21 protein-coding genes are annotated in these 25,386 nt (G+C 65.3%); 3 read left to right on the forward strand and 18 right to left on the reverse strand.

Features of this window, described 5'->3' with window-relative positions:
* Positions 1 to 35: 35 nt before the first annotated feature.
* Complete coding sequence (ppk1, locus tag ACK5JE_RS06255) at positions 36 to 2,105, reverse strand: polyphosphate kinase 1 (protein ID WP_416800836.1); 2,070 nt, start codon at positions 2,103 to 2,105, stop codon at positions 36 to 38.
* A gap of 68 nt (positions 2,106 to 2,173) precedes the next feature.
* Between ppk1 and ACK5JE_RS06260 the strand changes: the two genes are divergently transcribed.
* Positions 2,174 to 3,664, forward strand: coding sequence for an exopolyphosphatase (locus ACK5JE_RS06260; RefSeq protein ID WP_416800837.1), 1,491 nt, complete (start codon positions 2,174 to 2,176; stop codon positions 3,662 to 3,664).
* Between the two features lie 58 nt (positions 3,665 to 3,722).
* On the opposite strand, the gene ACK5JE_RS06265 is transcribed toward ACK5JE_RS06260, so the two are convergent.
* From ACK5JE_RS06265 to ACK5JE_RS06285, 5 genes are all read right to left on the reverse strand, one after another.
* Positions 3,723 to 4,508, reverse strand: coding sequence for a GNAT family N-acetyltransferase (locus tag ACK5JE_RS06265; RefSeq protein WP_416800838.1), 786 nt, complete (start codon positions 4,506 to 4,508; stop codon positions 3,723 to 3,725).
* 72 nt (positions 4,509 to 4,580) lie between these two features.
* Positions 4,581 to 5,921: a phosphoglucosamine mutase gene (gene glmM / locus ACK5JE_RS06270; RefSeq protein WP_416800839.1), complete on the reverse strand. Its 1,341-nt coding sequence runs from the start codon at positions 5,919 to 5,921 to the stop codon at positions 4,581 to 4,583.
* Complete coding sequence (gene folP, locus ACK5JE_RS06275) at positions 5,918 to 6,757, reverse strand: dihydropteroate synthase (RefSeq protein ID WP_416800840.1); 840 nt, start codon at positions 6,755 to 6,757, stop codon at positions 5,918 to 5,920. The genes glmM and folP overlap by 4 nt, the downstream gene beginning before the upstream one ends.
* An 18-nt stretch (positions 6,758 to 6,775) precedes the next feature.
* Positions 6,776 to 8,677, reverse strand: coding sequence for an ATP-dependent zinc metalloprotease FtsH (gene ftsH / locus ACK5JE_RS06280; RefSeq protein WP_416800841.1), 1,902 nt, complete (start codon positions 8,675 to 8,677; stop codon positions 6,776 to 6,778).
* A 190-nt stretch (positions 8,678 to 8,867) separates the two neighbouring features.
* Entirely contained in the window at positions 8,868 to 9,521 is a 654-nt protein-coding gene (locus ACK5JE_RS06285; protein WP_416800842.1) for an RlmE family RNA methyltransferase, read from the reverse strand.
* A gap of 17 nt (positions 9,522 to 9,538) precedes the next feature.
* Here ACK5JE_RS06285 and ACK5JE_RS06290 point away from each other — a divergent pair, with 17 nt between their 5' ends.
* Positions 9,539 to 10,144, forward strand: coding sequence for a YhbY family RNA-binding protein (locus ACK5JE_RS06290; protein WP_416800843.1), 606 nt, complete (start codon positions 9,539 to 9,541; stop codon positions 10,142 to 10,144).
* Positions 10,145 to 10,267: 123 nt separating this feature from the next.
* On the opposite strand, the gene greA is transcribed toward ACK5JE_RS06290, so the two are convergent.
* Positions 10,268 to 10,744 (reverse strand): transcription elongation factor GreA, encoded by a 477-nt coding sequence (greA, locus tag ACK5JE_RS06295; protein WP_416800844.1) that lies wholly within the window; start codon positions 10,742 to 10,744, stop codon positions 10,268 to 10,270.
* Positions 10,745 to 11,074: 330 nt separating this feature from the next.
* Positions 11,075 to 12,394, reverse strand: a complete 1,320-nt coding sequence (locus tag ACK5JE_RS06300; protein ID WP_416800845.1) for a solute carrier family 23 protein — start codon at positions 12,392 to 12,394, stop codon at positions 11,075 to 11,077.
* 378 nt (positions 12,395 to 12,772) lie between these two features.
* Here ACK5JE_RS06300 and ACK5JE_RS06305 point away from each other — a divergent pair, with 378 nt between their 5' ends.
* A complete protein-coding gene (locus ACK5JE_RS06305; protein WP_416800846.1) occupies positions 12,773 to 12,895 on the forward strand; it encodes a hypothetical protein in 123 nt (40 codons plus the stop codon).
* A 75-nt stretch (positions 12,896 to 12,970) separates the two neighbouring features.
* Here the strand turns inward: ACK5JE_RS06305 and ACK5JE_RS06310 are convergent, their stop codons facing one another.
* The 10 genes from ACK5JE_RS06310 to carB all read right to left on the reverse strand — a co-directional run bounded on the left by ACK5JE_RS06310 (position 12,971) and on the right by carB (position 25,370).
* Positions 12,971 to 13,834, reverse strand: a complete 864-nt coding sequence (locus ACK5JE_RS06310; RefSeq protein ID WP_416800919.1) for a sugar phosphate isomerase/epimerase family protein — start codon at positions 13,832 to 13,834, stop codon at positions 12,971 to 12,973.
* A gap of 10 nt (positions 13,835 to 13,844) precedes the next feature.
* Positions 13,845 to 15,035 (reverse strand): dihydrodipicolinate synthase family protein, encoded by a 1,191-nt coding sequence (locus ACK5JE_RS06315; protein WP_416800847.1) that lies wholly within the window; start codon positions 15,033 to 15,035, stop codon positions 13,845 to 13,847.
* A gap of 10 nt (positions 15,036 to 15,045) precedes the next feature.
* A complete protein-coding gene (locus tag ACK5JE_RS06320; protein ID WP_416800848.1) occupies positions 15,046 to 16,215 on the reverse strand; it encodes a Gfo/Idh/MocA family protein in 1,170 nt (389 codons plus the stop codon).
* A 14-nt stretch (positions 16,216 to 16,229) separates the two neighbouring features.
* Positions 16,230 to 17,657: an enolase C-terminal domain-like protein gene (locus ACK5JE_RS06325; RefSeq protein ID WP_416800849.1), complete on the reverse strand. Its 1,428-nt coding sequence runs from the start codon at positions 17,655 to 17,657 to the stop codon at positions 16,230 to 16,232.
* Positions 17,658 to 17,682: 25 nt separating this feature from the next.
* A complete protein-coding gene (locus ACK5JE_RS06330; RefSeq protein ID WP_416800850.1) occupies positions 17,683 to 18,462 on the reverse strand; it encodes an ABC transporter ATP-binding protein in 780 nt (259 codons plus the stop codon).
* 19 nt (positions 18,463 to 18,481) lie between these two features.
* On the reverse strand, positions 18,482 to 19,492 hold the full coding sequence (locus tag ACK5JE_RS06335) for an ABC transporter substrate-binding protein (protein ID WP_416800851.1): 1,011 nt from the start codon (positions 19,490 to 19,492) through the stop codon (positions 18,482 to 18,484).
* 66 nt (positions 19,493 to 19,558) lie between these two features.
* Entirely contained in the window at positions 19,559 to 20,323 is a 765-nt protein-coding gene (locus ACK5JE_RS06340; protein WP_416800852.1) for an ABC transporter permease, read from the reverse strand.
* A gap of 130 nt (positions 20,324 to 20,453) precedes the next feature.
* The gene (locus ACK5JE_RS06345) at positions 20,454 to 21,155 is read right to left on the reverse strand and encodes a TetR/AcrR family transcriptional regulator (RefSeq protein ID WP_416800853.1); all 702 of its coding nucleotides are present in this window, start codon (positions 21,153 to 21,155) and stop codon (positions 20,454 to 20,456) included.
* A 131-nt stretch (positions 21,156 to 21,286) separates the two neighbouring features.
* Positions 21,287 to 22,099 carry an SDR family oxidoreductase gene (locus ACK5JE_RS06350; protein ID WP_416800920.1) on the reverse strand — a complete coding sequence of 271 codons (813 nt, stop codon included), beginning with the start codon at positions 22,097 to 22,099 and terminating at the stop codon, positions 21,287 to 21,289.
* Between the two features lie 31 nt (positions 22,100 to 22,130).
* Entirely contained in the window at positions 22,131 to 25,370 is a 3,240-nt protein-coding gene (gene carB, locus ACK5JE_RS06355; RefSeq protein WP_416800854.1) for a carbamoyl-phosphate synthase large subunit, read from the reverse strand.
* Positions 25,371 to 25,386: the final 16 nt, after the last annotated feature.

A 25,386-nucleotide genomic window follows, 5' to 3' on the forward strand; every position in this document is an offset into this window, starting at 1 on the left:
ACGAAATAGTCTCTGCGGACTATTTCGTGCCTGCCTCATCCCAATCTTGCCATGAGGTGTTGATGGAGGTTGAACGGGACGCGGCGATTGCGCACACGCAAGTAGCGGCCGTCGGGCTGGGCGGCCCAGGCCAGCTGGTTGTCCCGCCAGGCGAAGGTGAAGGCCTCGTCGATGACCCGGCGGCGCAGGGTCTTGTCCAGCACCGGGAAGGCGATCTCGACACGCCGCAGGAAATTGCGATCCATCCAATCGGCGGAAGACAGATACAGGGGCTCGGCGCCATCCTGGTAGAAATAGAACACCCGCGAATGTTCCAGGAAACGACCAATGACCGACCGCACCCGGATACGGTCGGACAGACCCGGGACGCCGGCCTGCAGCGCGCAGGCCCCGCGCACGATCAGATCGATGCGCACCCCGGCCTGACTGGCCTCGTACAGAGCGCGGATCACCGCAGGCTCCAGCAGGGAATTCATCTTGGCGCGAATCCGGGCCCGTTTGCCCGCACGGGCGAATTCGGTTTCGGAACGGATCAGATCGAGCACGGTCGAATGCAGGGTGAAGGGCGACTGCAACAGCAGCTTCAACTCACGACGCGCGCCCAGGCCGGTGAGCAGGGAAAACACCTGATCCATGTCCTCGCACATCTGCTGATTGGCCGTCAGCAGACCGAAGTCGGTGTACAGCCGCACCGTGCGCGGATGGTAGTTGCCGGTCCCCAGGTGGCCGTAGCGGCGGATACGGCCGTCCTCGCGGCGCAGGACCAGGGCCATTTTCGCGTGAGTCTTGTGCCCCACCACGCCATAGCTGACGTGGGCGCCGACTTCTTCCAGCCGCGCAGCCCAGTTGATGTTGGTCTGCTCATCGAAGCGCGCCATCAGTTCCACCACGACCGTGACTTCCTTGCCGGCGCGCGCGGCCGACAGCAGCAGACTCATCAGCTCGGAGTCCTCGCCGGTGCGGTAGATGGTCTGCTTGATCGCCACGACCTTGGGATCCATCGCCGCGCTGCGCAGAAACATCAGCACCGGCTGGAAGGACTGGTAGGGATGATGCAGCAGGTGATCGCGCGCCGCGATGGCCGCGAACAGGTCGTCGGGCTGCTCCAGGTCGCGATCGAACGGCGCAGGCACATGGGGCCGGTAAGGCGGGTACTCCAGGTCGGGACGGTTGACCCGGTTGCACAGTTGCATCAGCCGGGCCAGATTGACCGGGCCATTGACGCGATAGGTGTCGGCCGCCCCCAGACTGAATTCACGCTGCAGGAACAATTCGAGATCGGGTGGCATGGCGTGCGCGATCTCCAGACGCACCGAAGCCCCGAAATTGCGCTGCGACAGCTCGCCCTGGAGCGCCTGACGCAGGTTGGTGATTTCTTCTTCGTCGACGAACAGGTCGCTGTTGCGCGTGACCCGCCATTGATAGCAGCCCTGGACATTCATCCCTGGGAAAAGATCGCCGACAAAAGCACTGATCAGGGTGGTGAGCAGCATGAAACCATCGGGAATGCCCGCAATCTCGGCGGACACCTTGACCATGCGCGGCAACGCGCGCGGGGCCTGGACGATGGCGATATGCCCCTCACGACCGAAAGCGTCCTCGCCACTGAGCGCGACGATGAAATTCAGACTCTTGTTGTAGACGCGCGGAAAGGGATGCGCCGGGTCCAGGCCGATGGGTGTCAACAGCGGCATCACATCACGCCGGAAAAGCCCATAGGCCCATTCCCGCTGCAGATCGGTCCAGCCCGTGGAATAGATCAGGCCCACCCCGTGTTCCATCAGCTTGGGCATGACCTCGCCGGTCAGCAGGCGGTTCTGCCGGTCCACCAGCGCATGCGCCACGCGCTGCACCCGGTCGAACGCCTCGTCGGGCGTCATGCCGTCCACGCCCTTCATGTCCGGCGTCTGGCGCTGCTGCTCCTTGAGGCTGGCCATCCGGATTTCGAAGAACTCGTCCATGTTCGAGCCGACAATGCACAGGTAGCGCAGGCGTTCGAGCACAGGCACATCCGAGCGCTCGGCCATGGAGAGCACCCGCTCGTTGAATTTCAGCACTGACAACTCACGGTTCAGAAGAACCGGCATTTCCTCGACGGCCCGCATGCGCGCCTCACAATCCTGTCATGAATCGGCCACTATAATCTCACAGTGTGACATTTTCTGGTAACACCATGAACGACCGGCTGGCCTCGATCGACCTGGGATCCAACACATTCCGGCTGTCCATCGGACGTATCGTGCGACACGAGGGCGCGGTTCATCTCTTGGCCGAGGACAAGCTGCGCGAGCAGGTCGCCCTGGCCAACGGCCTGGACGAGCACAAGCGCATCGACGCAGCCACCGTGGATCAGGCACTGGCGGCGTTGCGCCGCTTCGGCGAGCGCCTGCGCGGGTTCTCTCCGACCAACGTCCGCGCGGTGGCCACCAACACCTTCCGGGTGGCGCGCAATGCCGCCGACATCCTGCCCCAGGCCGAACACGCCCTGGGCTTTCCGATCGAGATCATTTCCGGCCAGGAAGAAGCCCGCCTGATCTACCTGGGCGTGATCCAGGACCTGCCGCAGTCGGGCCGCCGCCGGCTGGTGGTCGACATCGGTGGCGGTTCGACCGAATTCATCATCGGCGAACGCGATCAGCCCCTGGAACTGGCTTCCCTGGAACTGGGCTGCACGACCTGGACGCGACGCTTCTTCCCCCAGGGCGGCATCACCGAAGCCCGGATGCAACAGGCCATTCTGGCGGCTCGCGGCACGGTCGAAACCATCGCTGGCCGCTACCGCAACCTGGGCTGGAAAGAGGCCTACGGCTCGTCGGGGACCGCCAAGGGTCTGCTGGCCATTCTGACCGAGAACGGCCTCAGTACCCGCGACATCACGCTCAAAGGCATGGAGCGGCTGCGCGCCGCCCTGGTGGACGCGGGCGAGGTCCGCCTGGAGGCCTGGGCCGGCCTGAAACCCGAGCGGGTCCCTGTGCTGCCCGGCGGCCTGGCCATCATGATCGCCCTTTTCCAGGAACTGGGCATCGACCGGATGCAGGCGGGCGACGGCGCCCTGCGCATGGGCGTCCTGCAGGATCTGCTGGGCCGCGATCTGCACCGCGACCAGCGTGACGAGACCGTGCGCCAGATGCGCGGCCGCTACCGGCTCGACGCGACCCAGGCCGGGTTCGTGCATCGCCTGGCGCTGCAACTCTTCGACCAGCTCGATCTGGCATCCGACCCCGACACCCCCGAGTTGCGCCGGGCGCTGGCCTGGACGGCCGAACTGCATGAGATCGGTCTGCTGATCGCCCGCAACGACTATCACAAGCACAGCGCCTACATCCTGGAAAACGCCGACATGCCGGGTTTTTCACGCCATGACCAACAGCTGCTGGCGTTCCTGGCGCTGGGCCATCAGGGCAAACTCGCCAAGGTGCGCATCTACACGCCCAGCCGGGCCCGCTGGCTGGCCCTGTGCTGCCTGCGTCTGGCCGTCCTGCTGCTGCGCCGACGGGAATCCCTGGATGCCCTGCCCCTGAGCCTGCGGGCGCAGGCCCAGCACATCACACTGCGTCTCCCGTCGGACTGGCTGGCCGCCCATCCCCTGAGCGGCTTTCAACTGGAAAAAGAAGCCGCCATCTGGCGCAAGGCCGGCTTTACCATGGAAACCCTCGCAGACTGAACGCCCCACCGCGGACAGGCATCCGCCATGCCACGCGCGGGGGTGCCGCAGGCGCCTTCTATGCGATCCCGAAATGCCGCCGATAGCGGGCATCCAGCCATTCCAGGTCCAGCAGGATCGGAAAATCGGCCGTATGAAAATCCGGGTCCCAGGCCGGCGCCCCGCAGATCGTCGCCCCCAGCGCCAGATAGCCCTTGATCAGCGGCGGCACGCGCGCGGGCAGCGTGCTGTCCAGGCGATCCACCGGATAAGGATGCAGCGGCCGGATGCGCGGCGTATCGGGATGACGCGCCATCAGGGCGAGCGCCCGGCGCCAGACCTCCGAAGCCGTGGCGCCGCCGTCGCGCAGACTGACGCTGGCACAGCCCAGCATGTAGCGATAGCCCCCCTGCGTCATGACCTGAGCCAGCCCGGACCACAGCAGCATGATGGCCGACCCGTGCCGGAACCCGGCGTCAATGCAGGAGCGCCCGACCTCGACCAGGCGCGGGCGCAGCGCCGCCAGCGGCGTCAGATCGAACTCGGATTCCGAGTAGTAGCCACCCGCCTGGCGCGAAGCCTCGGGCGTGAGCAGCCGGTAGGTGCCCACCACCTGACCGGAGCCGGTATCGCGCACCATGAAATGCACGCACCATGGATCGAAAGGATCCACATCGCGATCGCCCACGGCATGCGGGAACACCGCCCCCATGTCCTCCGTGAACACCCGGAACCGCAGGCGTTGCAAGGCCTCCAGATCCGCCTGGTGATGTGCGACGGTCAGCGCCAGTCCACCGGCTTGCACCCCGGGCCAGTCTATGCGTTTCATCGTTCCCGCGTACTGGGAGGAAGGCTGAGTGAGCATGGCAGATCCCCGAAAATCACGACATCGGGATTATTCTGCCACTCCTCTATGTGAATCATGTGACAACGGCGCTCAGGCCAGTTTGACCGCCACGAGCCGTCGCACCCCATCCTCGGCCAGCGCCTCGTCGTCGGCCTCGACCATGAGGCGCAGCTTGGGTTCGGTACCCGATGCGCGGATCAGAACCCGGCCCCGATCGCCCAGCATCGAGCGCACCTCGTCGGAGACCTGCTTCAGAATGGCATGCGTCTGCCAGTCCAGCCCGGGCGCCAACGGGACATTGACCATTTTCTGAGTGTACATGGACAGGTCGGCCACCAGATCCGCCAGGGACGCATCGGCGTGCCGCATCGCCGCGAGCACCTGCAACGCGGCCACGATGCCATCGCCTGTGGTGTGGCGATCGAGACACAGCAGGTGACCGGAGCTTTCGCCGCCGTACAGCCAGCCGTGACGGTGCAGGACCTCGAGCACGTACCGGTCGCCGACCTTGGCGCGCTCGAACGGAATGGCAAGCTCGCGCAGACGGCGCTCGAAACCGAAATTCGTCATCAGCGTGCCGACGACACCCTCGATGGGCTGCGTGCGCGCGCGATCGCGCACGATGGCATAAAGCAGCTCATCCCCATTGAACAGGCGGCCGGAAGCATCCACCATTTGCAGGCGGTCGGCGTCGCCGTCCAGGGCGATGCCCAGGTCCGCCCCCTGGGCGGACACGGCCGCAACCAGGGTCTCGGGATGCGTGGCGCCCACTTTTTCGTTGATGTTGAAGCCATCAGGCTCGCAACCGATCACGGAGACGTCGGCCCCCAGTTCGCGGAACACGTGGGGCGCGATGTGATAGGCGGCGCCATGGGCGGCATCCACCACGATCTTCAGGCCCTGCAGGTCCAGCTCGCTGGGGAAGGTGCTCTTGCAGAATTCGATGTAGCGCCCGGCGGCATCGCTGATGCGCCGCGCTCGGCCCAGGCCGGCCGAATCGGCGCAGCCCAGTGGCTCGTCCAGCAAAGCCTCGATCGCGGCTTCGGTCTCGTCGGGCAGCTTGGCGCCGGCCCCGGAAAAGAACTTGATGCCGTTGTCGTAATGCGGATTGTGGGATGCGCTGATGACGATCCCGGCGGCCAGGCGCCAGGCCCGCGTCAGGTAGGCCACGGCGGGCGTCGGAATCGGGCCGGCCAGCATCACGTCCACCCCGGCGGCCGAAAGCCCGGCCTCGAGCGCGGATTCGAGCATGTAGCCGGAGATGCGGGTGTCCTTGCCGATGACCACGGTGGGCCGTCCGGCGGACGATGCGCCACGGGTCAGCACCCGGCCCGCCGCATAGCCCAGCCGCAGCGCGAACTCGGCGTTGATGCGGTCGCCGCCGACGATGCCGCGCACCCCATCGGTCCCAAAATATTTGCGTGCGCTCATGCACGGACTCCTTGTTCGACAGCCGACCATACCCGCAAGGCATCCACGGTGTCGGCCACATCATGGACGCGCAGAATATGCGCGCCTCGCATCACGCCGGCCAAGGCCGCCGCCACGCTGCCACCCAGGCGCCGGGACGCGGGCCGCCCCGTGACGGCGCCGATCATGGACTTGCGCGACACACCCAGCAGGCCGGGATAATCCTGGCCCACGGCCTGCGAAAACTGCTGTAGCAAAGTGTAATTGTGCGCCACCGTCTTGCCGAATCCAAATCCGGGATCCAGGACGATGCGGTCGGCCGCGATCCCGGCCTGGCGCAGGCGCTGCGCCCCTTGCGCCAGGAAGTCGTGGATTTCCGTGACGACATCCCGATAGACCGGGGCATCCTGCATGGTGCGCGGCTCGCCGCGCATGTGCATCAGGCACAGCGCGCAATCGGCCCGCGCAACGGCCTCGACCGCCCCGGGCGCCGAGAAACCACGGATGTCGTTGATCATGTCGGCGCCCGCCGCCAGGGCGGTCCGCATCACGGCGGGCTTGCAGGTATCCACCGACAGGGGCACGCCGCAATCGCCCAGGGCCTCGATCACCGGCATGATCCGGCGCAGTTCCTCGTCGGCGGGAACCGCCTCGGCGCCGGGTCGCGTGGACTCGCCGCCGATATCGAGCAGGTCGGCGCCCTCATCGAGCAGCGAGCGCGCATGCGCAATGGCCTCATCGGCTCGGAAATGGATGTTGCCGTCGGAAAACGAATCCGGCGTGACGTTGACGATCCCCATCACCAGGGGGCGCTCCAAGGACAAGCGGAAACGCCCGCACTGAAGATGGTCAGGCATGGAAAATCAACGGTCGTGTCAGACGGGCGTCGTGGCGGGGCCTTTGTCGTTGCTGGCGGCCGGCTGGCCGGCCGACGGGGTCTTGGGCGTATCGCCCCCCGAGGACGGCGGCTGCGGCGCGCGCGGCGGACGGCCCGACATGATGTCGTCGATCTGCTCGGCGTCGATGGTTTCCCATTCGAGCAGCGCATTGGCCATGGCGTGCATCTTGTCCTGGTTGGACTCGATCAGGTTGCGCGCCACCCCGTACTGCTCGTCGATGATCTTGCGGATCTCGGAATCGACCTTTTGCATGGTCGCCTCGGACACGTGCGTGGTCTTGGTCACGCTGCGTCCCAGGAAGACCTCACCCTCGTTCTCGGCGTACACCACGGGGCCCAGGGAATCCGTCATGCCATAGCGCGTCACGATGTCGCGGGCGATGGCGGTCGCGCGCTCGAAATCGTTGGAGGCGCCGGTGGTCATCTGGTCCATGAAGACTTCTTCGGCGATCCGGCCGCCGAACAGCACCGCGATGGTGTTCAGCAGACGTTCCTTGTCCATGCTGTAACGGTCGTTCTCCGGCAGCTGCATCGTCACCCCCAGGGCGCGTCCGCGCGGGATGATGGTGACCTTGTGGACCGGATCGGTCTTGGGCAGCAGACGCGCCACCAGCGCATGGCCGGATTCATGATAGGCCGTGTTGCGGCGTTCTTCTTCGGGCATGATCATGGAGCGGCGCTCGGCGCCCATGATGATCTTGTCCTTGGCCTTTTCCAGGTCGTTCATGTCCACCGTGCGGCCATTGCGACGCGCCGCGAACAGCGCCGCCTCGTTGATCAGGTTGGCCAGGTCGGCGCCGGAAAAGCCCGGCGTGCCGCGCGCCAGCACATTCGGATCGACGTTCTGGGCGATGGGAACCTTGCGCATGTGGACTTTGAGGATCTGCTCGCGGCCACGGATATCGGGCAGCGACACGACCACCTGACGGTCGAAGCGGCCCGGGCGCAGCAACGCCGGATCCAGCACGTCAGGACGGTTGGTGGCGGCGATCACCAGCACACCCTGGCCGGTTTCGAAGCCATCCATCTCGACCAGCAACTGGTTCAGGGTCTGCTCGCGCTCGTCGTTGCCCCCGCCCAGACCAGCGCCGCGCTGGCGACCCACGGCGTCGATTTCATCGATGAAGATGATGCAGGGCGACTGTTTTTTGGCGTTCTCGAACATGTCGCGCACACGGGCCGCGCCGACACCGACGAACATCTCGACGAAATCGGAGCCCGAGATGCTGAAAAACGGCACCTTGGCTTCGCCGGCAATGGCCTTGGCGAGCAGGGTCTTGCCCGTGCCCGGCGGGCCGACCATCAGCACGCCGCGCGGGATGCGGCCACCCAGACGCTGGAATTTGGTGGGGTCGCGCAGAAAATCGACCAGTTCCTGGACGTCTTCCTTGGCCTCGTCGCAACCGGCGACGTCCGCGAAGGTGATGGTGTTGTTGTTCTCGTCCAGCATGCGCGCGCGCGACTTGCCGAAGCTGAACGCCCCGCCCTTGCCGCCGCCCTGCATCTGGCGCATGAAGAAAATCCACACCCCGATCAGCAACAGCATCGGGAACCATGAAATGAACAGGCTGGCCAGGAAGGAAGGCTCCTCGCGGGCCTTGCCGGACACCTGGACACCGTTCTTGACCAGCTCGGGCACCATCCACAGGTCGCCCGGCGAGGTCAGACTGTAGGAACGGCCGGATTCCGGCGACACGTAGATCGTGTCGCCCTGAATGTCGACCTTGTTGATGCGGCCGGCACGGGCGTCGTTCATGAATTGCGTGTAGCTGACCGAATCCCCGCCCGCGACCGGGCGTCCATCGAACTGCTTGAACACCGTAAAGAGCACGAGCGCGATCACCAGCCAGACCGCAACCTTGGAAAACGAGTTGTTCAAAGCCAACCTCCTGGGTGTGTACTGCTGTCCGCCCGCCATGTCGGGCGCCGAGACCGGCACCGCTCAATTACAACAAGCTGACAGATACGTCAATATTTCATTCTACCTGAATCCGCCGTGCGGACGCAGCGCCGCGCAGGGCAAACCGCACGGAATCCAGACAACGGGGCAACCACGGACGGGGACCGCCTCATGGCTGCGCCGACGGGACATCCTTGAAGCCTCGACCGACCAGGAAGGTCTCGGAGGATTCGTCCCGCGATGCCTTGGGCTTGCGCTCGACCACCCGGACAAAATGCTGCTTGAACAACTGCACGATCTGTGAAAATCCGCTGCCGTGAAAGGCCTTGACGATCAAGGCACCCTCGGGCTTGAGGTGACCGCAGGCAAACTCGAGCGCCAGTTCGCAGACATGGGCGATGCGGGCCGAATCCGCCGAGGCCACCCCCGACAGATTGGGGGCCATGTCGGAAATCACAAGGTCCACGGCCTGCCCTTGCAAGCGCTCATGCAGATGCGCCAGGATGTCATCCTCGCGGAAATCACCCTGGATGAACTCCACCCCCGCGATGGGCTCCATGGGCAGCAGGTCCAGCGCCAGCACGCGGCCATCGATCACGCCCCCCGCCGTCAGCAGGCGTTCGCGCACGATCTGCGACCAGCTGCCCGGCGCCGACCCCAGGTCCACGACCACGTCGCCGCGCCGCAGCAGTTTTTCCGTATCCAGGATTTCGGTCAGCTTGAACGCGGCACGGGCCCGATAGCCTTTCTGTTGCGCCATTTTGACGTAAGGATCATGAATATGCCGCTGGACCCAGGCTTTGGAGAATTTTTTCTTGGCCATTCTCGTACAATTTCACTATGCCGAAACTCGAACTGACCTCTCAGCAGCGCAGCGCCCTGCGCGCCGCCGCTCATCCCCTGCACCCCGTCGTCATGATCGGCGACCGCGGCCTGACTGCCGCCGTGCTGGAAGAAATCGACCGCTCGCTGGCGGCCCATGAACTGATCAAGGTCCGCGTCGCCGGCGCCGAACGCGCCGAACGCGACACGATGCTGGCCGAGATCTGCGAAACGCTCTCTTGCGCCGCCGTGCATCATCTCGGCAAAACGCTGATTATCTATCGACCCGATCCGCTTGCGCAACAAGCCGCCCAGGCCGCCGAAAACACCACCCGGGCCGTGCGCCGCAAATCCGAGCCCTACGTGCCCAAAAAGCAGGCGGCGCAGCCCCGGGCGGCCCGCACCGCCGCCGGTGTGCGCCGGCAAGACCCGGAAAAGCAGCCCGCACCGGATGCCGCGCCGAAAACCCGCCGGGCGGAATCCAAACCCCGCCCGGCCGACGGCAGCCCGGCCACCAGACCGGCACGGGGCAATCGCGCCGATGCCGGTCACGGTATCCCGCGCCGCAGTGGCAGCGCGCTGTCGCTGCGGGCCGGCGCCCGGCGCGGCCGCACCAGCCGCTGATCATCCTGGGCCGACGCCGGATTGCGAGGATCGGGGCATCCCTCCGCCTCGCCGCTTGCAGGCGGCTCCGGTTCGGCAGGCACTGAACCGTCCGCAGAGACGATTCAGTGCCCGGACCCACCCTCACCGATAACTGACCGAACAGACCTCATATTCGCGCACGCCGGCTGGCGCGCGCACTTCGACCACGTCGCCTTCGCTCTTGCCGATCAGCGCCCGCGCAACGGGGCTGGACACCGAGATCATGTTGGCGCGGATGTCGGCTTCCAGGTCACCGACGATCTGATAGGTCAGGCGCTCGCCCGATTCCAGATCCTCGATCTCGACGGTCGCGCCGAACACGGCCTGGCCGGCCACATCCAGATCGGCCGGATTGATGATCTGGGCGTTGGACAGGGTGCCTTCCAGTTCCTGGATGCGGCCCTCGATGAAGCCCTGACGTTCACGCGCGGCATCATATTCGGCATTTTCGGACAGATCGCCCTGGGCGCGCGCTTCGGCGATGGCGTTGATGACTTCGGGGCGGTCCACCGTCTTCAGACGGTGCAATTCGGCCTGTAAGCGCTCTGCCCCGCGAACTGTCAAAGGAATCGCAGACATAATTTCGACTCAAAAGTAAAAAACGCCCCATGCGCGGGACGCCTGACAACGAAAGAGATGGGCGAAGTGTGGTGGTTCCGGCCCGCTGAGGGCTGCCTGATCACGCATGCCCGCACTCAGGGGTCATGCGAAACGGTCACGACATGACGTCATCCGCTTGCTGATCGGGTGGCCTGCCGGTTCGCCCGTGAAAAACCCCGGCCAGAAACCGGGGTGCTGTAGGGATATTGTGGGCAATCGGAAGGGAAAAAGCAAGCGCTATCCACCGGATTTACAGCGGGTTGCATGGGCAAGCGCCACGCCCGCCGCACAGCAGGCGCGACGGGCCACTCAGCGTTTTTCCCGGCGCCCCCGCAACAGCGCGTGCAGCAGGATGGCGCCGAAAGTCGCGGTGCCGATGCCGTCGAGCTTGAACCCGCCGATGGCCATCGAAAAATTGCCCGCGCCCAGCACCAGCGTGACCGCCGCCACGATCAGGTTGCGGTTGTCGCTGAAATCGACCTGATTGACCACCCAGATGCGCGCGCCCGCTATGGCGATCAGACCGAACACCACCACGGACATGCCGCCCAGCACCGGGGCCGGGATGGCCTGGATCACCGCGCCGAACTTGGGCGAGAATCCCAGGACCAGCGCCACCAGGGCCGCCACCACGAACACCAGGGTCGAATAGATGCGGGTCGCCGTCATCACGCCGATGTTTTCCGCATAGGTCGTCACCCCGGTGCCGCCCAGGGCGCCGGAAATCATCGTCGCCACGCCGTCGCCCATGAAGGCGCGGCCCAGGTACCGATCCAGGTTCTGGCCGGTCATGGCGCTGACCGCCTTGATGTGCCCCAGGTTCTCAGCCACCAGGATGATGGCCACCGGCGCGATCACGCTGATGGCGTGCGATTCGAACACCGGCGCCGTCAGCGTCGGCAATCCCAGCCAGGGGGCGGCGGCGATGGCGGAGAAATCGATCGGCTTGCCCAGGCCCAGGCCATTGGCCAGGATCAGATAGAGCACGCAGGCGACGAACAACCCCACCAGAATCAGCAGACGCTGCACCAGGCCACGGGTATAGACCGCCACACCGCCGACACACAGGATGGTCAGCAGCGCCATGGAGGACTCGAACAGCGAACCGCCCATCGCCCCCTTGGCCGCGATCGGCGCCAGATTCAGGCCGATCACGGCCACAACGGCACCGGTGACCACCGGTGGCATCCAGTGGTCGATCCAGTCCGCCGCCCCGCCCTGACGCGCATTGAGCAGCGCGGTCAACAGGCCGATCCCGGTATAGATCAGGCCGCAGATGACGATGGCGCCCAGTGCCACGCCCATGTTCAGGTTCGGCCCGCTGCCCGCATACCCGCTGACGGCGATCACGCCGCCGATGAAGGCGAAACTGGAACCCAGGTAGCTGGGCACCCGGCCACCGACGAACAGGAAGAAGATCAGGGTCCCCACACCCGACATCAGGATGGCCGTATTGGGATCGAAACCCATGATGAGCGGCGCCAGAATCGTCGAGCCGAACATGGCCACGACATGCTGCGCACCCATGGCCACGGTCTGGGGCCAGGGCATGGTTTCGTCGGGCTGGACCACGGCGCCGTCGGCGGTGCCGGAAACGCGGCGCCACGTGGGGAAATAAGAAGTTGTCATGAAAGCGTCATGGCCGGGAGGCCTTCCGGAAAAGAAACGTGGATGAGAGAAATTCGAAGATCAGGCTGGCCGCAAGTGTAAGGCGGCCATCCACGCCCTCGCAAGATGGCGGCATCCCGACGGGCAAGGGCCAGCCCCGTCCCGCCCGCAGCGCCGGTACCAGCGCATCGGCATGGCGGAGCTTCATCGGGACCGGCACGACCTGGGAAAACCCGCCCTGCCCGGGGTGCTCTACACTGTCGCTTCGCTATCCTGAATACAACCTCGAACCCGGCCTGACCTGGATTTTCCAGAACTGGATCTTCCCCGAGCACAAGGGCGGCGCCGCCCACATGGGGCGCGCGGCCTTTTTCCAAGGGCGACCGTTCCGGGAATTTCGTGACGCTGGCCAGCGGCCTGGACGGCGACGACGAGGCGCTGCCGATCCGGGACGAAACGTCCCTGCGCATCACCGCCCTGGACGACGCTGAGCTGGTCCTGGTGGACGCGGCCGAGGCTTGAGGCCCGGCCGCGAAGAGGCCCGACACGCTGCGACCACACCACGGCGCAATGCTGCCACACCACGGTGAGGTACCGCTACACCACGGCCCGATGCCGCTGGATGCAGGTCTCCAGGACCGTTTCCCCAGGACGGCTCCACCAGTCCTCGGAAAAGATCTCGACCTCGCACAGGCCGGCATAGCCGGCCGCCTCCATCTCGCGGCGGATGCGCTTGAGTTCGATGACGCCATCCCCCATCATGCCGCGATCGTTCAGCAGATCGCGAGTGGGCGCCAGCCAGTCGCACACATGGTAGGCCAGCAGCCGCTCGGCGCCCGCACGCCGGATCTGGGCATGCAGTTTGGGGTCCCACCACACGTGATACACGTCAACGGCCACGCCCAGCATGCCGCTGCGGTCGGGATCGAGCGCATCGCACAGGTCCAGCGCCTGTTCCAGGGTATTGATGCAGGCGCGCTCGGCGGCCTGCATGGGATGCAGCGGCTCGATCGCCAGCGGCATACCGACCGAGCGGGCATATTCCAGTGTGGCGGCGATTCCGTCGCGCACCTCGCCGCGCGCCCGCGCCATGTCGGTATAGGCCGGCCGACCCTGCAAGGCGCCCGGCAGCGCGCCCACCACCAGGACCAGGCAGGGCGCGTCCAGCGTCTTTGCTTCGTCCACCGCGCGCCGGTTGTCCTCCAATGCCGCAGCCCGCCCGGCGGCATCAGCGGCCGGAAAGAATCCGCCGCGGCAATAACCCGACAGACCGATCCCTGTGGCCCGCAACTGGCGGGCAATGGCCTCCAGCCCCACGGCCGCCACCTGATCGCGCCAGGGCGAGATGGCCCGGATCTCGCGCCGGGCGCATTCATCGATGATCGTGTCCAGCCGCCACTGCTTGCGCACCGTGGCGGTATTCAGGGACAGCAGCGCATGATCCTTGGACAAGTCCCGCATGCCGCGCCCCTCAGGATTGATGAATGCCATGCACAGCGAGCCATTGCACCATGCGCTCGACGGCGAGGTCGGGACGTTCGAGCACCCCGGCCTGATCCGCCAGCCGGAACAGCTCGGCCATGTGCTGGACCGAACGCGTGCTCTGCTGTCCGCCCACCATGGAGAAGTGATCCTGGTGGCCATTGAGCCAGGCGACGAAGACCACCCCCGTCTTGTAGAACCGTGTCGGCGCCGCGAAGATATGGCGCGACAGCGGCACCGTCGGCGCGAGGATCTCATGAAAGCGCGCCGTCTCTCCAGCGGCCAGGGCGGCCAGCGCCGCGCTGGCCGCCGGCGCGATGGCATCGAAGATCCCCAGCAGGGCATCACTGTGCCCGTGGGTGGGCAATGCCCCCGCGCCATCGCCGGCGATCAGCTCGGCATAGTTGAAATCGTCGCCGGTGTACATGCGCACGCCGGCCGGCAGACGGCGCCGCATCTCGATCTCCCGGCCCTTGTCCAGCAACGAGATCTTGATCCCGTCCACCTTGTCCGCATGGGCGGCGATGACGTCCAGCGCGGTATCCATCGCGCGCGAGACATCCTCGCTGCCCCAATAGCCTCGCAGCTGCGGATCGAACATATCCCCCAGCCAGTGCAGAATCACCGGCTCGCGCACTTGCTCCAGGATGCGGCCGTAAACCCGGGCATAGTCCTCCGGACCCCGCGCCACACGCACCAGGGCGCGGCTGGCCATGAGGATCAGCCGGCCGCCCAGGGCCTCGATGGCGCCGACCTGCGCCTCGTAGGCTGCGATGACATCGTCCAGGGTGCGCGCCGCTTCCGGCGCCAGATGATCCGTGCCGCAGCCCGAGGCCACCCGGGCGCCGGGCACGTCCCGCGCCGCGTCGAGCGAACGGCGGATCAGTTCGAGCGACGTCGGCCAATCCAGGCCCATGCCGCGCTGTGCCGTGTCCATGGCCTCGGCCACCCCCAGGTCCAGGGACCACAGGTAACGGCGATAACCGAGGGTGGCGTCCCAGTCGATGGCGCAATCGATCCAGGGATCGACAGCTGCGAGCGGGTCCGCAACCACATGCGCCGCCGAATAGGCGATCCGGTTGAATGTCGCGCCGCCGGTCGCCTGGGGGACAGGCACGCCGCGCAGGGTATAGGTTTCAAGCCCGCCAGATGATGTGGGCAACAGGATACGTCCGCTCATGACCCTCTCCTCAGTTCTTCGGGAACAGCGCGGGCACATCGATCCAGCGGCGTTCCTGCCAGCTCTGCAACGCCGTTTCGACCAGTTGCACGCCCTTGGCGCCCTCCTCGAGGGTCCAGCGGAAGGGCGCATCGGCCGCGATGTGGCGGATGAAATGCTCCCACTGGATCTTGAAGCCATTGTCGTAGACCTCCGTATCGGGCACGATCTGCCACTGTTCCATGAAAGGCATCTTCTGCTTCTCGTCGGGATTCCAGATCGGACGCGGCGTGCTGACCCGGGGCTGGACGACGCACTCGGTCAGGCCGGCGACCGCCGAACCGTGCGTACCATCCACATGGAAGGTCACCAGATCGTCGCGACGCACACGCGTGGTCCACGAACTGTTGACCTGCGCGATGACCGGCTCGCCGCCATGGCCTTCGAGCTGGAAAGTGGCATAGGCCGCATCATCGGCGGTGGCTTTGTAGGGCCGGCCCTGCTCGTCCAGGCGCTCGGGAATGTGCGTCGCCCCCAGGCAGGAAACGGACCGGACCTCGCCGAACAGGTTGTCCAGCACATAACGCCAATGGCAGACCATGTCGAGGATCATGCCGCCGCCGTCCTCTTTGCGATAGTTCCAGGACGGGCGCTGGATGGGCTGCAGATCGCCTTCGAATACCCAGTAGCCGAATTCGATGCGCACTGAAAGCATGCGACCGAAAAAACCCGAACGGCGCAGCATGTCCAGCTTGCGCAGGCCCGGCAGGAACAGCTTGTCCTGCACGACGCCGTGCTTGATGCCGGCCTCCTGCGCCAGGCGGCAGACCCGGAGCGCCTCGTCCAGGCCGGTGGCGATGGGTTTTTCGCAGTAGATATGCTTGCCTGCGCCGATCGCCCGGGCCAGGAGGTCCGGACGCATCTGCGTCGTGCCCGCATCGAAGAACACCGTGTCCTCCGGGTTGGCAAGGGCGGCCTCCAGATCATCGGTGCAACGCTCGATGCCGTGCGCCTGGGTCAGGGCCCGGACCTTGTCCAGGTTGCGGCCCACCAGGATCGGATCCGGCATCACCCGGTCGCCATTGGCCAATGCCACGCCGCCCTGGCGACGGATCGCCGCGATAGAGCGGATCAGATGCTGATTCATGCCCATGCGTCCGGTGACGCCATGCATGATGATTCCAAGACGTTGCGTGCTCATGGAAGTCCTTTCACTCAATAAACGGAACGCATCGCGTCCCAGGAAACATGACCGCCGGCCACCCCGGTCGCAAAACCGGCGCAGTCGAGGCCGCTCAGATCAATGCCGCCGCCGTCGATGCGCAAACGGACGGCGCCTTCGGAATGCGCATAAAGCGTCGGGAACGCCCGCAGGAATCCGTGTTGCTCTGCCTGCGGCGCACAGGACAGGCCATTGACGTAGTGATGTCCGTTGCGTTCGACATGGGCCAGGCCCAGCCAGCCCACCAGGGCAAGATCCTGCTGAATGCCCAGCCCCGCCTGCATCGTCAGATCCTCGCCCGACAGGAAAAAGGCACGGCCGGTGTCCCGCGACCAGGCCGCGCAGCGCGCCGCATTGAGCACGGACTTGTAGAAACCCTTGCAACTCTTGCTGGATACGCCGGTGTAGCCCATGGCCCGCGCCCGGGGGAACGCATCGACGGTGGCGTCCGACTCATCGATCAGCAGCGGGACGCGCGCGGCCAGCGCCGAGACATCCGTGTCCAGCGTCTGCGCGCGCGCCAGCGGCTGCTCGATGAATGCCAGACGGTTCGCCAGCGGCGCCAGCGCGGGCATCCGTTCCAGGTGATCGAGGAATTCGGCCAGGTGCGCCGCATCACGGTACTGTTCATTGCCATCGAGCGTCACCCCATCCATGACGTCGCGGATCACCGGCACGATCTGCGCGAGACGATGCGCATCCGATTGCGCGTCGCCCGACAACTTGAGCTTGAAATGGCGATGACCGTACCGGGCGACAGCCTGCGCGAGACAGGAGGGCAGGCCATCTGTCGGGGCGTCCTGCGGCGGAGCGATGAGCGCATCGGTCAGCCCGACCGTATGCCGGGCTGCGATCTGCCGCCCGGCATACGACGCGGGGTGCGCGGCCAGGAAGGCGTCCAGATCAAAACCGGCCAGGTCACCGGCCAGGCCGGACGCCTGCACACGCATGCCGGCAGCATTGGCCGACATGGCCTCGCCAAAGCTCACGCCCAGGGCATGGCAGGCCGCATCGAACACGGCGCGATCCACCAGCGCGGGGCCGTACGAGGCCACCAGCCCGGGCAGGCCACACCGCTGCGCGGTTTCATGGATGGCCCGGTAATGACGGGCAAAATGTCCCCAGGCGGTATCGGAACAGGGATCAGACACATAGGCTTCGCGCGCCAGCGACAAGGCCTCGCGCAACTGGATGAAATTCAGTTCCTGCGTCAGATCGGGGGACTTGTCGAACCACTTGGGGATCATCATCTCGGCCGCGCAGCCCGTCTCGGTGCGGCCATTTTCCAGCCGGATGCGCACGCGGACGTAGACCTGCGGGCAGCCGGTCACCGTCGCGGCGCCAAATCTGAAGGGCAGCCGCAGCTTGACATCACGCTCGGCAAAGCCGATGTCCTCGATCACAAAACGAATGGCATGCATGCTCGTATCCCGCCTCGGGCGGGTCTCAGTGATCCAATATGCCCTCGGAGTAGAAGTGCGCGCGGATCCGCCTGGCGTACTTCGCGAACTCGGGCGAGCCCATGACTTCCAGCGAACGCATGCGCGGCAGATCGATGTCATAGACCGCCGCGATGGAACCTGGACGCTCGCTCATGACAATGACCCGGTCCGACAAGAAGATCGCCTCGGGAATGCTGTGCGTGATCAGAAGGACCGTCTTGCGGGATTCGGCCCAGATCCGTTGCAGTTCGAGATTCATTTTCTCGCGCGTCATGGCATCGAGCGCGCCGAAGGGCTCGTCCATCAGCAACAGCGCGGGGTCGTGCAGCAAGGCCCGGCAGATCGAGGCGCGCTGCTGCATGCCGCCCGAAAGCTGCCAGGGATACTTGCGTTCAAAGCCCGACAGGCCGGCCATCTCGATCAGCTGGAGCGCGCGCTCGCGCGCCGGCCCCATCGGCATGCGGCGCATTTCCGCCTGCAGCAGGATGTTGTCCAGCACGCTGCGCCAGGCCAGCAGGACCGCGCTCTGGAAAACGATGCCCACGTCCTTGCGGGGACCCGAGATGGGCTGCCCCGCCAGAGACAGCCGGCCCTCGGTGATGGGCAGCAGGCCCGCCACCATCTTCAGCAGGGTGCTCTTGCCGCACCCCGAAGGCCCGACGACGGACACGAACTCGCCCGTGCGGATGCTGAAATCCAGCGGCTTGAGGGATTCGACGTCGCCATCGCGGGTCTGGTAGACCTTGGTGACGCCTTCGGCTTCGATCAAGATGTCATCGGACATGAGTCGGTCTCGTGCTGCTTCAGTTCTTGGGGAGATAATCCAGGGTCACGTAGTCGGACGGCTTGCCGCGATGCGCCGGATCGACACCGCCGTACTCGACCAGGATGTCCAGGGATTTGTCGACATTGTCCATGGTGACGCGGAACGGCCGCTCGTTCCTGGTCTCCTCGGTGTGATAGAGCTCGATGCTGCGCTTGAGGCCGACCAGCAGCGTCTCGGGCACCCCCGCCTTGGGCTTGGCTTCCAGCATGGCATCCACGGCGGCCTGCGGATCTTTTTCGGCGGCTTCGACGGCGCGCGTCGAGGCGCGCATGAACCGTCGCGCCAGATCGGGATGCTCGGCAAGCCAGTCCTTGTTGACGATGAGGCCGGAACTGATCTGATTGACGCCGGAATCGGCGAAACGGATCGGATAGACCGGCTTGCCGGTCGCATCCTGCAGCTTGATGGCCTGGTCCATGACGTAGCCCAGCAGCATGTCGGCGCGGCCCGTCATGACCGCATTGAGCTTGGTCTGGGCATCCCCCGAAACGATCTTGATCTGCTTGGGGTCGATCTTGTTGGCCTTGAGAAAGATCGGCCACATCTGCGACAGGGAATCCCCCGGCGTGACCGCCACCGTCTTGCCGACGATCTGCTGCGGCGTCCGGATGCCCTTTTCCTCGAAACTCATGACTGACATGGGGCTGATCTGGAACAGGACACCGGTGGAGATCAGCGGCGCTCCCTTGGCTGCCGCCTTGATCATGGTGGTGATGTCGATGTAGCCGAAATTCACCGACTCGGCCGCCACCGCCTGGGCGGTCACGGCCGAACCCCGGCCTTCCTGGATGTCCAGGTTGATGCCTTCTTCGGCGTAATAGCCGAGTTTCTTGCCCAGGAAGAAGGGTGCGTGCTCACTGTACAGATACCAGTTCAGCATCAGCGTCACATCGTCCTTGGGCTTGTCCTCGGCCCGGGCCGGCGCGGCGCCGATCATCGCGGCGACCAGGGCCAGTCCCAATCCCGTCTTGAGCCAGTTTCGAATCATGCGTGTCTCCTTCCGGGCACTGTCGGCCCGCTGTATCCATCCGCCCGCGGCGGTCCGAGAAAACCCCTAGCGCTGCGAGGCATGCCAGGGAATCATCATGCGTTCGATCAGGTCCACGACCGCGAACAGCAGCACGCCGATGACCGAAAGCAATACCAGGCCCGCAAACATCAGCGGCAGATCGAAGTTGCCGTTGGCCACTTGCAGGACATATCCGATGCCGGAGTTCGAACCGACGAACTCACCCACCACCGCGCCGACCACGGCCAGCGTGACCGAGACCTTCAGGCCGCTGAACATCGCGGGCAGCGCTGCCGGCAGACTGATCTTGAAAAAGGTCTGCAACCGGCTCGCGCCCATGGAACGCGCCAGATCAAGCATGTCGGATTCGACCGACTTGAATCCCATGACGGTGGAGACCACGACCGGGAAGAAACCCAGCAGAAAGGCCGTGATCACCTTGGGCAGGATGCCAAAGCCGAACCACACCACGAACAACGGCGCGATCGCGACCTTGGGCACGCTCTGCGAAAACACCAGCAGCGGGTAGACATAGGACTCCACGACGCGGGAATAGGCGATCACCATGGCGATGGGCACCCCGACCACAATGGACAGCAGAAAGCCCCAGACGGTCGCCTCGGTCGTGAAATAACTCTCGGACAGCAACAGGGGCCATTGCTCGACGAGCTGGACCAGGACCTTGCCGGGCGGCGGAATGAGATAGGCAGGAATGCTGAAAAGCCGGATGGAGAGATCCCAGATCACCAGCAGGAACAGAACCAGCAGAAATGGCCGGAGGGCCGGGGACAGTATCAGCTTGCGCAGCATCCAGGTCTCCTGCGGCGCCTCCCGACCGGATCCCGGCAAGCCACGCGCGCTTTTTATCTAATTCACCAATTAGTGAATTATGGACGCAGCCTGTTTTATATGTCAATGAAACAGAAACTAGGGATATCCCTTAAGATTGTTTGGCAATTGCGTCGAGAGCCTGCGGCTGGCTGGACGCGTAGCCGACGATCAGATCGGTCATGTGCGCCAGCCGCTCGTCGAGCGCATCGTCGGCGCGCAGATCGCGGCCGAAGATCACGGACAGCGTGTGATTGTTCGCCAGGTAGAAAAACCCGAGCGAGGCCACAGAGATATAGAGCTGCACGGGATCGATCCCCGCGCGAAACAGCCCCTGCGCCTGGCCGCGCTCGAGCAGCCGGTCCAGCAGCGAGACCAGAGGGGAATGCATTTCGCGGATCTTGCCCGACTGCTTCAGATGACTGGCGCGCATGATGTTCTCGCTCGACAGCAGCGACAGGAATTCGGGATGCGTCAGAAAATAGCGCCAGGTGAAGGTCACGAGCATGCGCAGCGCCTCGACCGGTTCGAGCATATCGAGACGCAGCGCCTGCTCGGCCTGGCGGATGTCGGCGTAGGCATGCTCCAGCACGGAGAGGAACAGCTCATCCTTGTTGCCAAAATAGTAGTAGATCAGGCGCTTGTTGACCCCCGCGCGCACCGCGATACGATCGACCCGCCCCCCCGCGAAACCATGCTCGGTGAACTCATCGCAGGCGGCTTTCAGGATCGCCGCCTGAGAGCGGTCGGTATCACGCGAGGCAGGCGCCTGCCGCACGACAGGAGCCTGCGATGAATTCTGTTTTTGTGCCATGGTCCGATTTTACGTGGCTTTGTCCAGGGATGCCGCGAACAGGCCGGACATCCGACCGGCTGCACGAGCCAGCGCGCCAACACTGCGCATGGACGGATGCGGCATGCGAACCACAGGGCGCGAGAAGCGATTCAGCGCAGGCCCGTGCGCGGCTTGCGCTTGCGGCGCGCGGCGACCCGGTCATACAGGGCATCGGGCACCAGCCGCAGCAGCCGGGCGACCCAGGCCATGGGCCATGGGATGACGCGATAGGACACGCCGGCGTCGATCGCCCGCACGGCCTGTTCGGCAAAGCGTTCGACCGGCATCAGGAATGGCATGCGATAGGGATTGCGCGCCGTCATGGGCGTGGCAATGAACCCCGGCGCCAGCGTCACGACGCGCACACCGGTGCCATGCAGTTCGACCCGCAGGCTTTCGCAGTACGCGCGCACGGCCGCCTTCGAGGCGCTGTAGGCGCCGGCGCCCGGCAGGCCGCGCACGCCGGCCACGCTGCCGATGCCCGCCAGCGTGCCCTGCCCCCGCGCGCGCATCGGCGCGACAAAGGCCTCGAATGTGGCGACCATGGCCAGCACGTTGGTGTCGATGATGGCCTTGAAAACCGCATGATCCTCCGGCGCGTCGGTCAGGGTGCCGGCGCTGATGCCGGCACTGGCAATGACCCGGTCGACCGGGCCGCGCGCCAGAAAATCCCGCGCCGCCTCATGCAGCACCGCGCGGTCACGCACATCGAGCGCATAGATCCGATGCCCCTGCCCCGGCAGGCTGTCGCACAGGGCCTGCAATGCCTCGCGGCGGCGGCCGACCAGCCCCAGCACGGCGCCACGCGCCGCATAGCGGCGCGCCAGGGCGGCACCGATGCCGCTGCTGGCGCCCGTCAAGAAAATGCGTTCAGGCGGTTCGGCAGGAGTCCCCGATCCGCTCGCCGGCGCGGCCGGAGACATCGCATCGGGACGATCCCCCGCCATCGGGACCTCAGGCCGCGACGGCACCGTGCATCGATTGCAGCGAATACACTTTCAGGCCGCCGCCCTGACGCAGGTACTGCAGACCCTCGACGGCCGCGCGCGCGCCCGCGATGGTGGTGAAGAAAGTCACCCGGTTGGCCAGCGACTGGGTGCGGATGGCCCGCGAATCGGCAATGGCGTTGCGGCGTTCCTCGACCGTGTTGATGACCATCGCGATCTCGCCGTTCTTGATCATGTCGACGATGTTGGGACGGCCTTCGGTGACCTTGTTGATGACCTGGACCGCCAGCCCGGCCGCCTCGATCACGGCCGCCGTGCCGCGCGTGGCGATGAGCCTGAAGCCCAGCGCGGTCAGGCCGCGGGCCACCTCCACAGCGCGCGTCTTGTCCTGATCGCGCACACTGATGAAGACATGGCCGGACTCGGGCAGCACCGCGCCCGCGGCAATCTGGGATTTGACGAAAGCCTCGCCAAAGGAATCGCCCACGCCCATGACTTCGCCGGTGGATTTCATTTCCGGTCCCAGGATGGTATCGACGCCGGGGAACTTGACGAAGGGGAAGACGGCCTCCTTGACGCAATAGCGCACCGGCGACGGAATCGAGGTGATCCCTTGCGCGGCCAGGGGGCGTCCGGCCATGACGCGCGCGGCGATCTTGGCCAGCTGACGGCCAGTGGCCTTGGACACGTAGGGCACGGTGCGCGAGGCGCGCGGATTGACCTCCAGCACATAGACGTCGCCATCCTGAATGGCGAACTGCACATTCATCAGGCCCTTGACGTTCAGGGCGCGGGCCATCAGCGCCGTCTGACGCTCGATCTCGTCCACGATCTCGGGAGACAGCGAGTACGGCGGCAGGCTGCAGGCGGAATCGCCCGAGTGCACGCCGGCCTGCTCGATGTGTTCCATCACGCCGCCGATGATGACCTGCTCGCCATCGGCCAGGCAGTCCACATCGACCTCGGTGGCATTGTTCAGGAAATGATCCAGCAGCACCGGGGAATCATTGCTGACCTTGACCGCCTCGCGCATGTAGCGCTCCAGGTCCTGAGGCTCGTGCACGATTTCCATGGCGCGCCCGCCCAGCACATAGCTGGGGCGCACCACCAGGGGATAGCCGATCTCGCCGGCCAGGGCCAGGGCCTCGCTTTCGGTGCGGGCCGTGCGATTGGCCGGCTGGCGCAGGCCCAGCTTGGCCAGGAGCTTTTGAAAACGCTCGCGGTCCTCGGCCACATCGATGGAATCCGGGCTGGTGCCGATGATGGGCACGCCATTGGCCTCCAGGGCGCGGGCCAGCTTCAGCGGCGTCTGGCCGCCGTACTGCACGATGACGCCGGCCGGATTTTCCTTGTGGATGATTTCCAGCACGTCTTCCAGCGTCAGCGGCTCGAAATACAGCCGGTCGGAAGTGTCATAGTCGGTGGACACGGTCTCCGGATTGCAATTGACCATGATGGTCTCGAAACCATCCTCGCGCAGCGCCAGGGCCGCATGCACGCAGCAATAGTCGAACTCGATGCCCTGGCCGATGCGGTTGGGCCCGCCGCCCAGGACGACGATTTTCTTGCGATCGGTCGGCGCGGCCTCGTCCTCGTCCTCGTAGGTCGAGTACATGTAGGCCGTGGTGGTGGCGAATTCGGCCGCGCAGGTATCCACGCGTTTATAGACCGGTCGCACGCCCATCTGATGACGCAGCTTGCGCACCTCGGACTCGGTGGCATCCAGCAGGAACGCCAGACGCCGGTCGGAGAATCCGCGCCGCTTGAGTTCGCGCATGGTGTCGTCGTCCAGCTCGGACAGCGTGCGCTGTTCCAGCGCCAGTTCGATATCGACGATTTCCTTGATCTGAGCCAGAAACCAGGGATCGATCCTGGTCAGCTGATGGACCTCTTCCAGAGAGAATCCCTGGGCAAAGGCATCGCCCACATACCAGATGCGTTCCGGACCGGGCTCACCCAGTTCGACCTGCAGGCGCTCACGATCGGTGGTCATCTGGTTCAGCCCGTCGATACCGACCTCCAGGCCGCGCAGCGCTTTCTGGAAGGATTCCTGGAAGGTGCGGCCAATGGCCATGACCTCGCCCACCGCCTTCATCTGGGTCGTCAACCGCGAGTCAGCCTGGGGGAATTTCTCGAAAGCGAAACGCGGCACCTTGGTGACGACATAGTCCAGCGTCGGCTCGAACGAGGCGGGCGTGGCCCCGCCGGTGATCTCGTTGCGCAGTTCGTCCAGCGTGTAGCCCACGGCCAGCCGGGCCGCGACCTTGGCGATGGGGAAACCCGTCGCCTTGGAGGCCAGCGCCGAGGACCGCGACACGCGCGGATTCATCTCGATGACGATCATGCGGCCATTGGCCGGATTGATCGCGAACTGGACGTTCGAGCCCCCCGTGTCCACACCGATCTCGCGCAGCACCGCGATCGATGCGTTGCGCATGATCTGGTATTCCTTGTCGGTCAGCGTCTGCGCAGGCGCGACGGTGATCGAGTCGCCCGTGTGCACGCCCATGGGGTCCAGGTTCTCGATGGCGCACACGATGATGCAGTTGTCGGCGCTGTCGCGCACGACTTCCATCTCGAATTCCTTCCAGCCCAGCAAGGATTCCTCGATCAGCAGTTCATTGGTCGGCGATGCCTCCAGACCGCGGCGGCAGATGGTCTCGAATTCCTCGGCGTTGTAGGCGATGCCGCCTCCCGTGCCGCCCAGCGTGAAGCTGGGACGAACGACCGCCGGGAAACCCGACGAGCCCAGCTCGGACGCGATGCGCTTTTGCACGGCCCAGGCCTCGTCCATGCTGTGCGCGATACCCGATTTGGCCGACTCCAGGCCGATCGAGGTCATCGCGTCCTTGAATTTCAGGCGGTCTTCGGCCTTTTCGATGGCATGGGCATTGGCGCCGATCAGCTCGACGCCGTGCTTTTTCAGCACGCCGTGGTGTTCCAGGTCCAGCGCGCAGTTCAGCGCCGTCTGGCCGCCCATGGTGGGCAGGACGGCATCGGGCTTCTCAACCTCGATGATCTTTTCCAGAGCCTGCCAGGTGATGGGCTCGATATAGGTGACGTCGGCCGTTTCCGGGTCCGTCATGATGGTGGCCGGATTGCTGTTGACCAGAATGGTGCGGAATCCGTCGGCCTTCAGGGCCTTGCAGGCCTGCGCGCCGGAATAATCGAATTCGCAGGCCTGGCCGATGATGATCGGGCCGGCCCCGATGATGAGGATGCTGTGGATGTCTGAACGCTTGGGCATGAGAGAACGGGATCTT

The sequence above is a fragment of the Castellaniella sp. genome, from assembly GCF_047971665.1.
Taxonomy (GTDB): Bacteria; Pseudomonadota; Gammaproteobacteria; order Burkholderiales; family Burkholderiaceae_B; genus Castellaniella.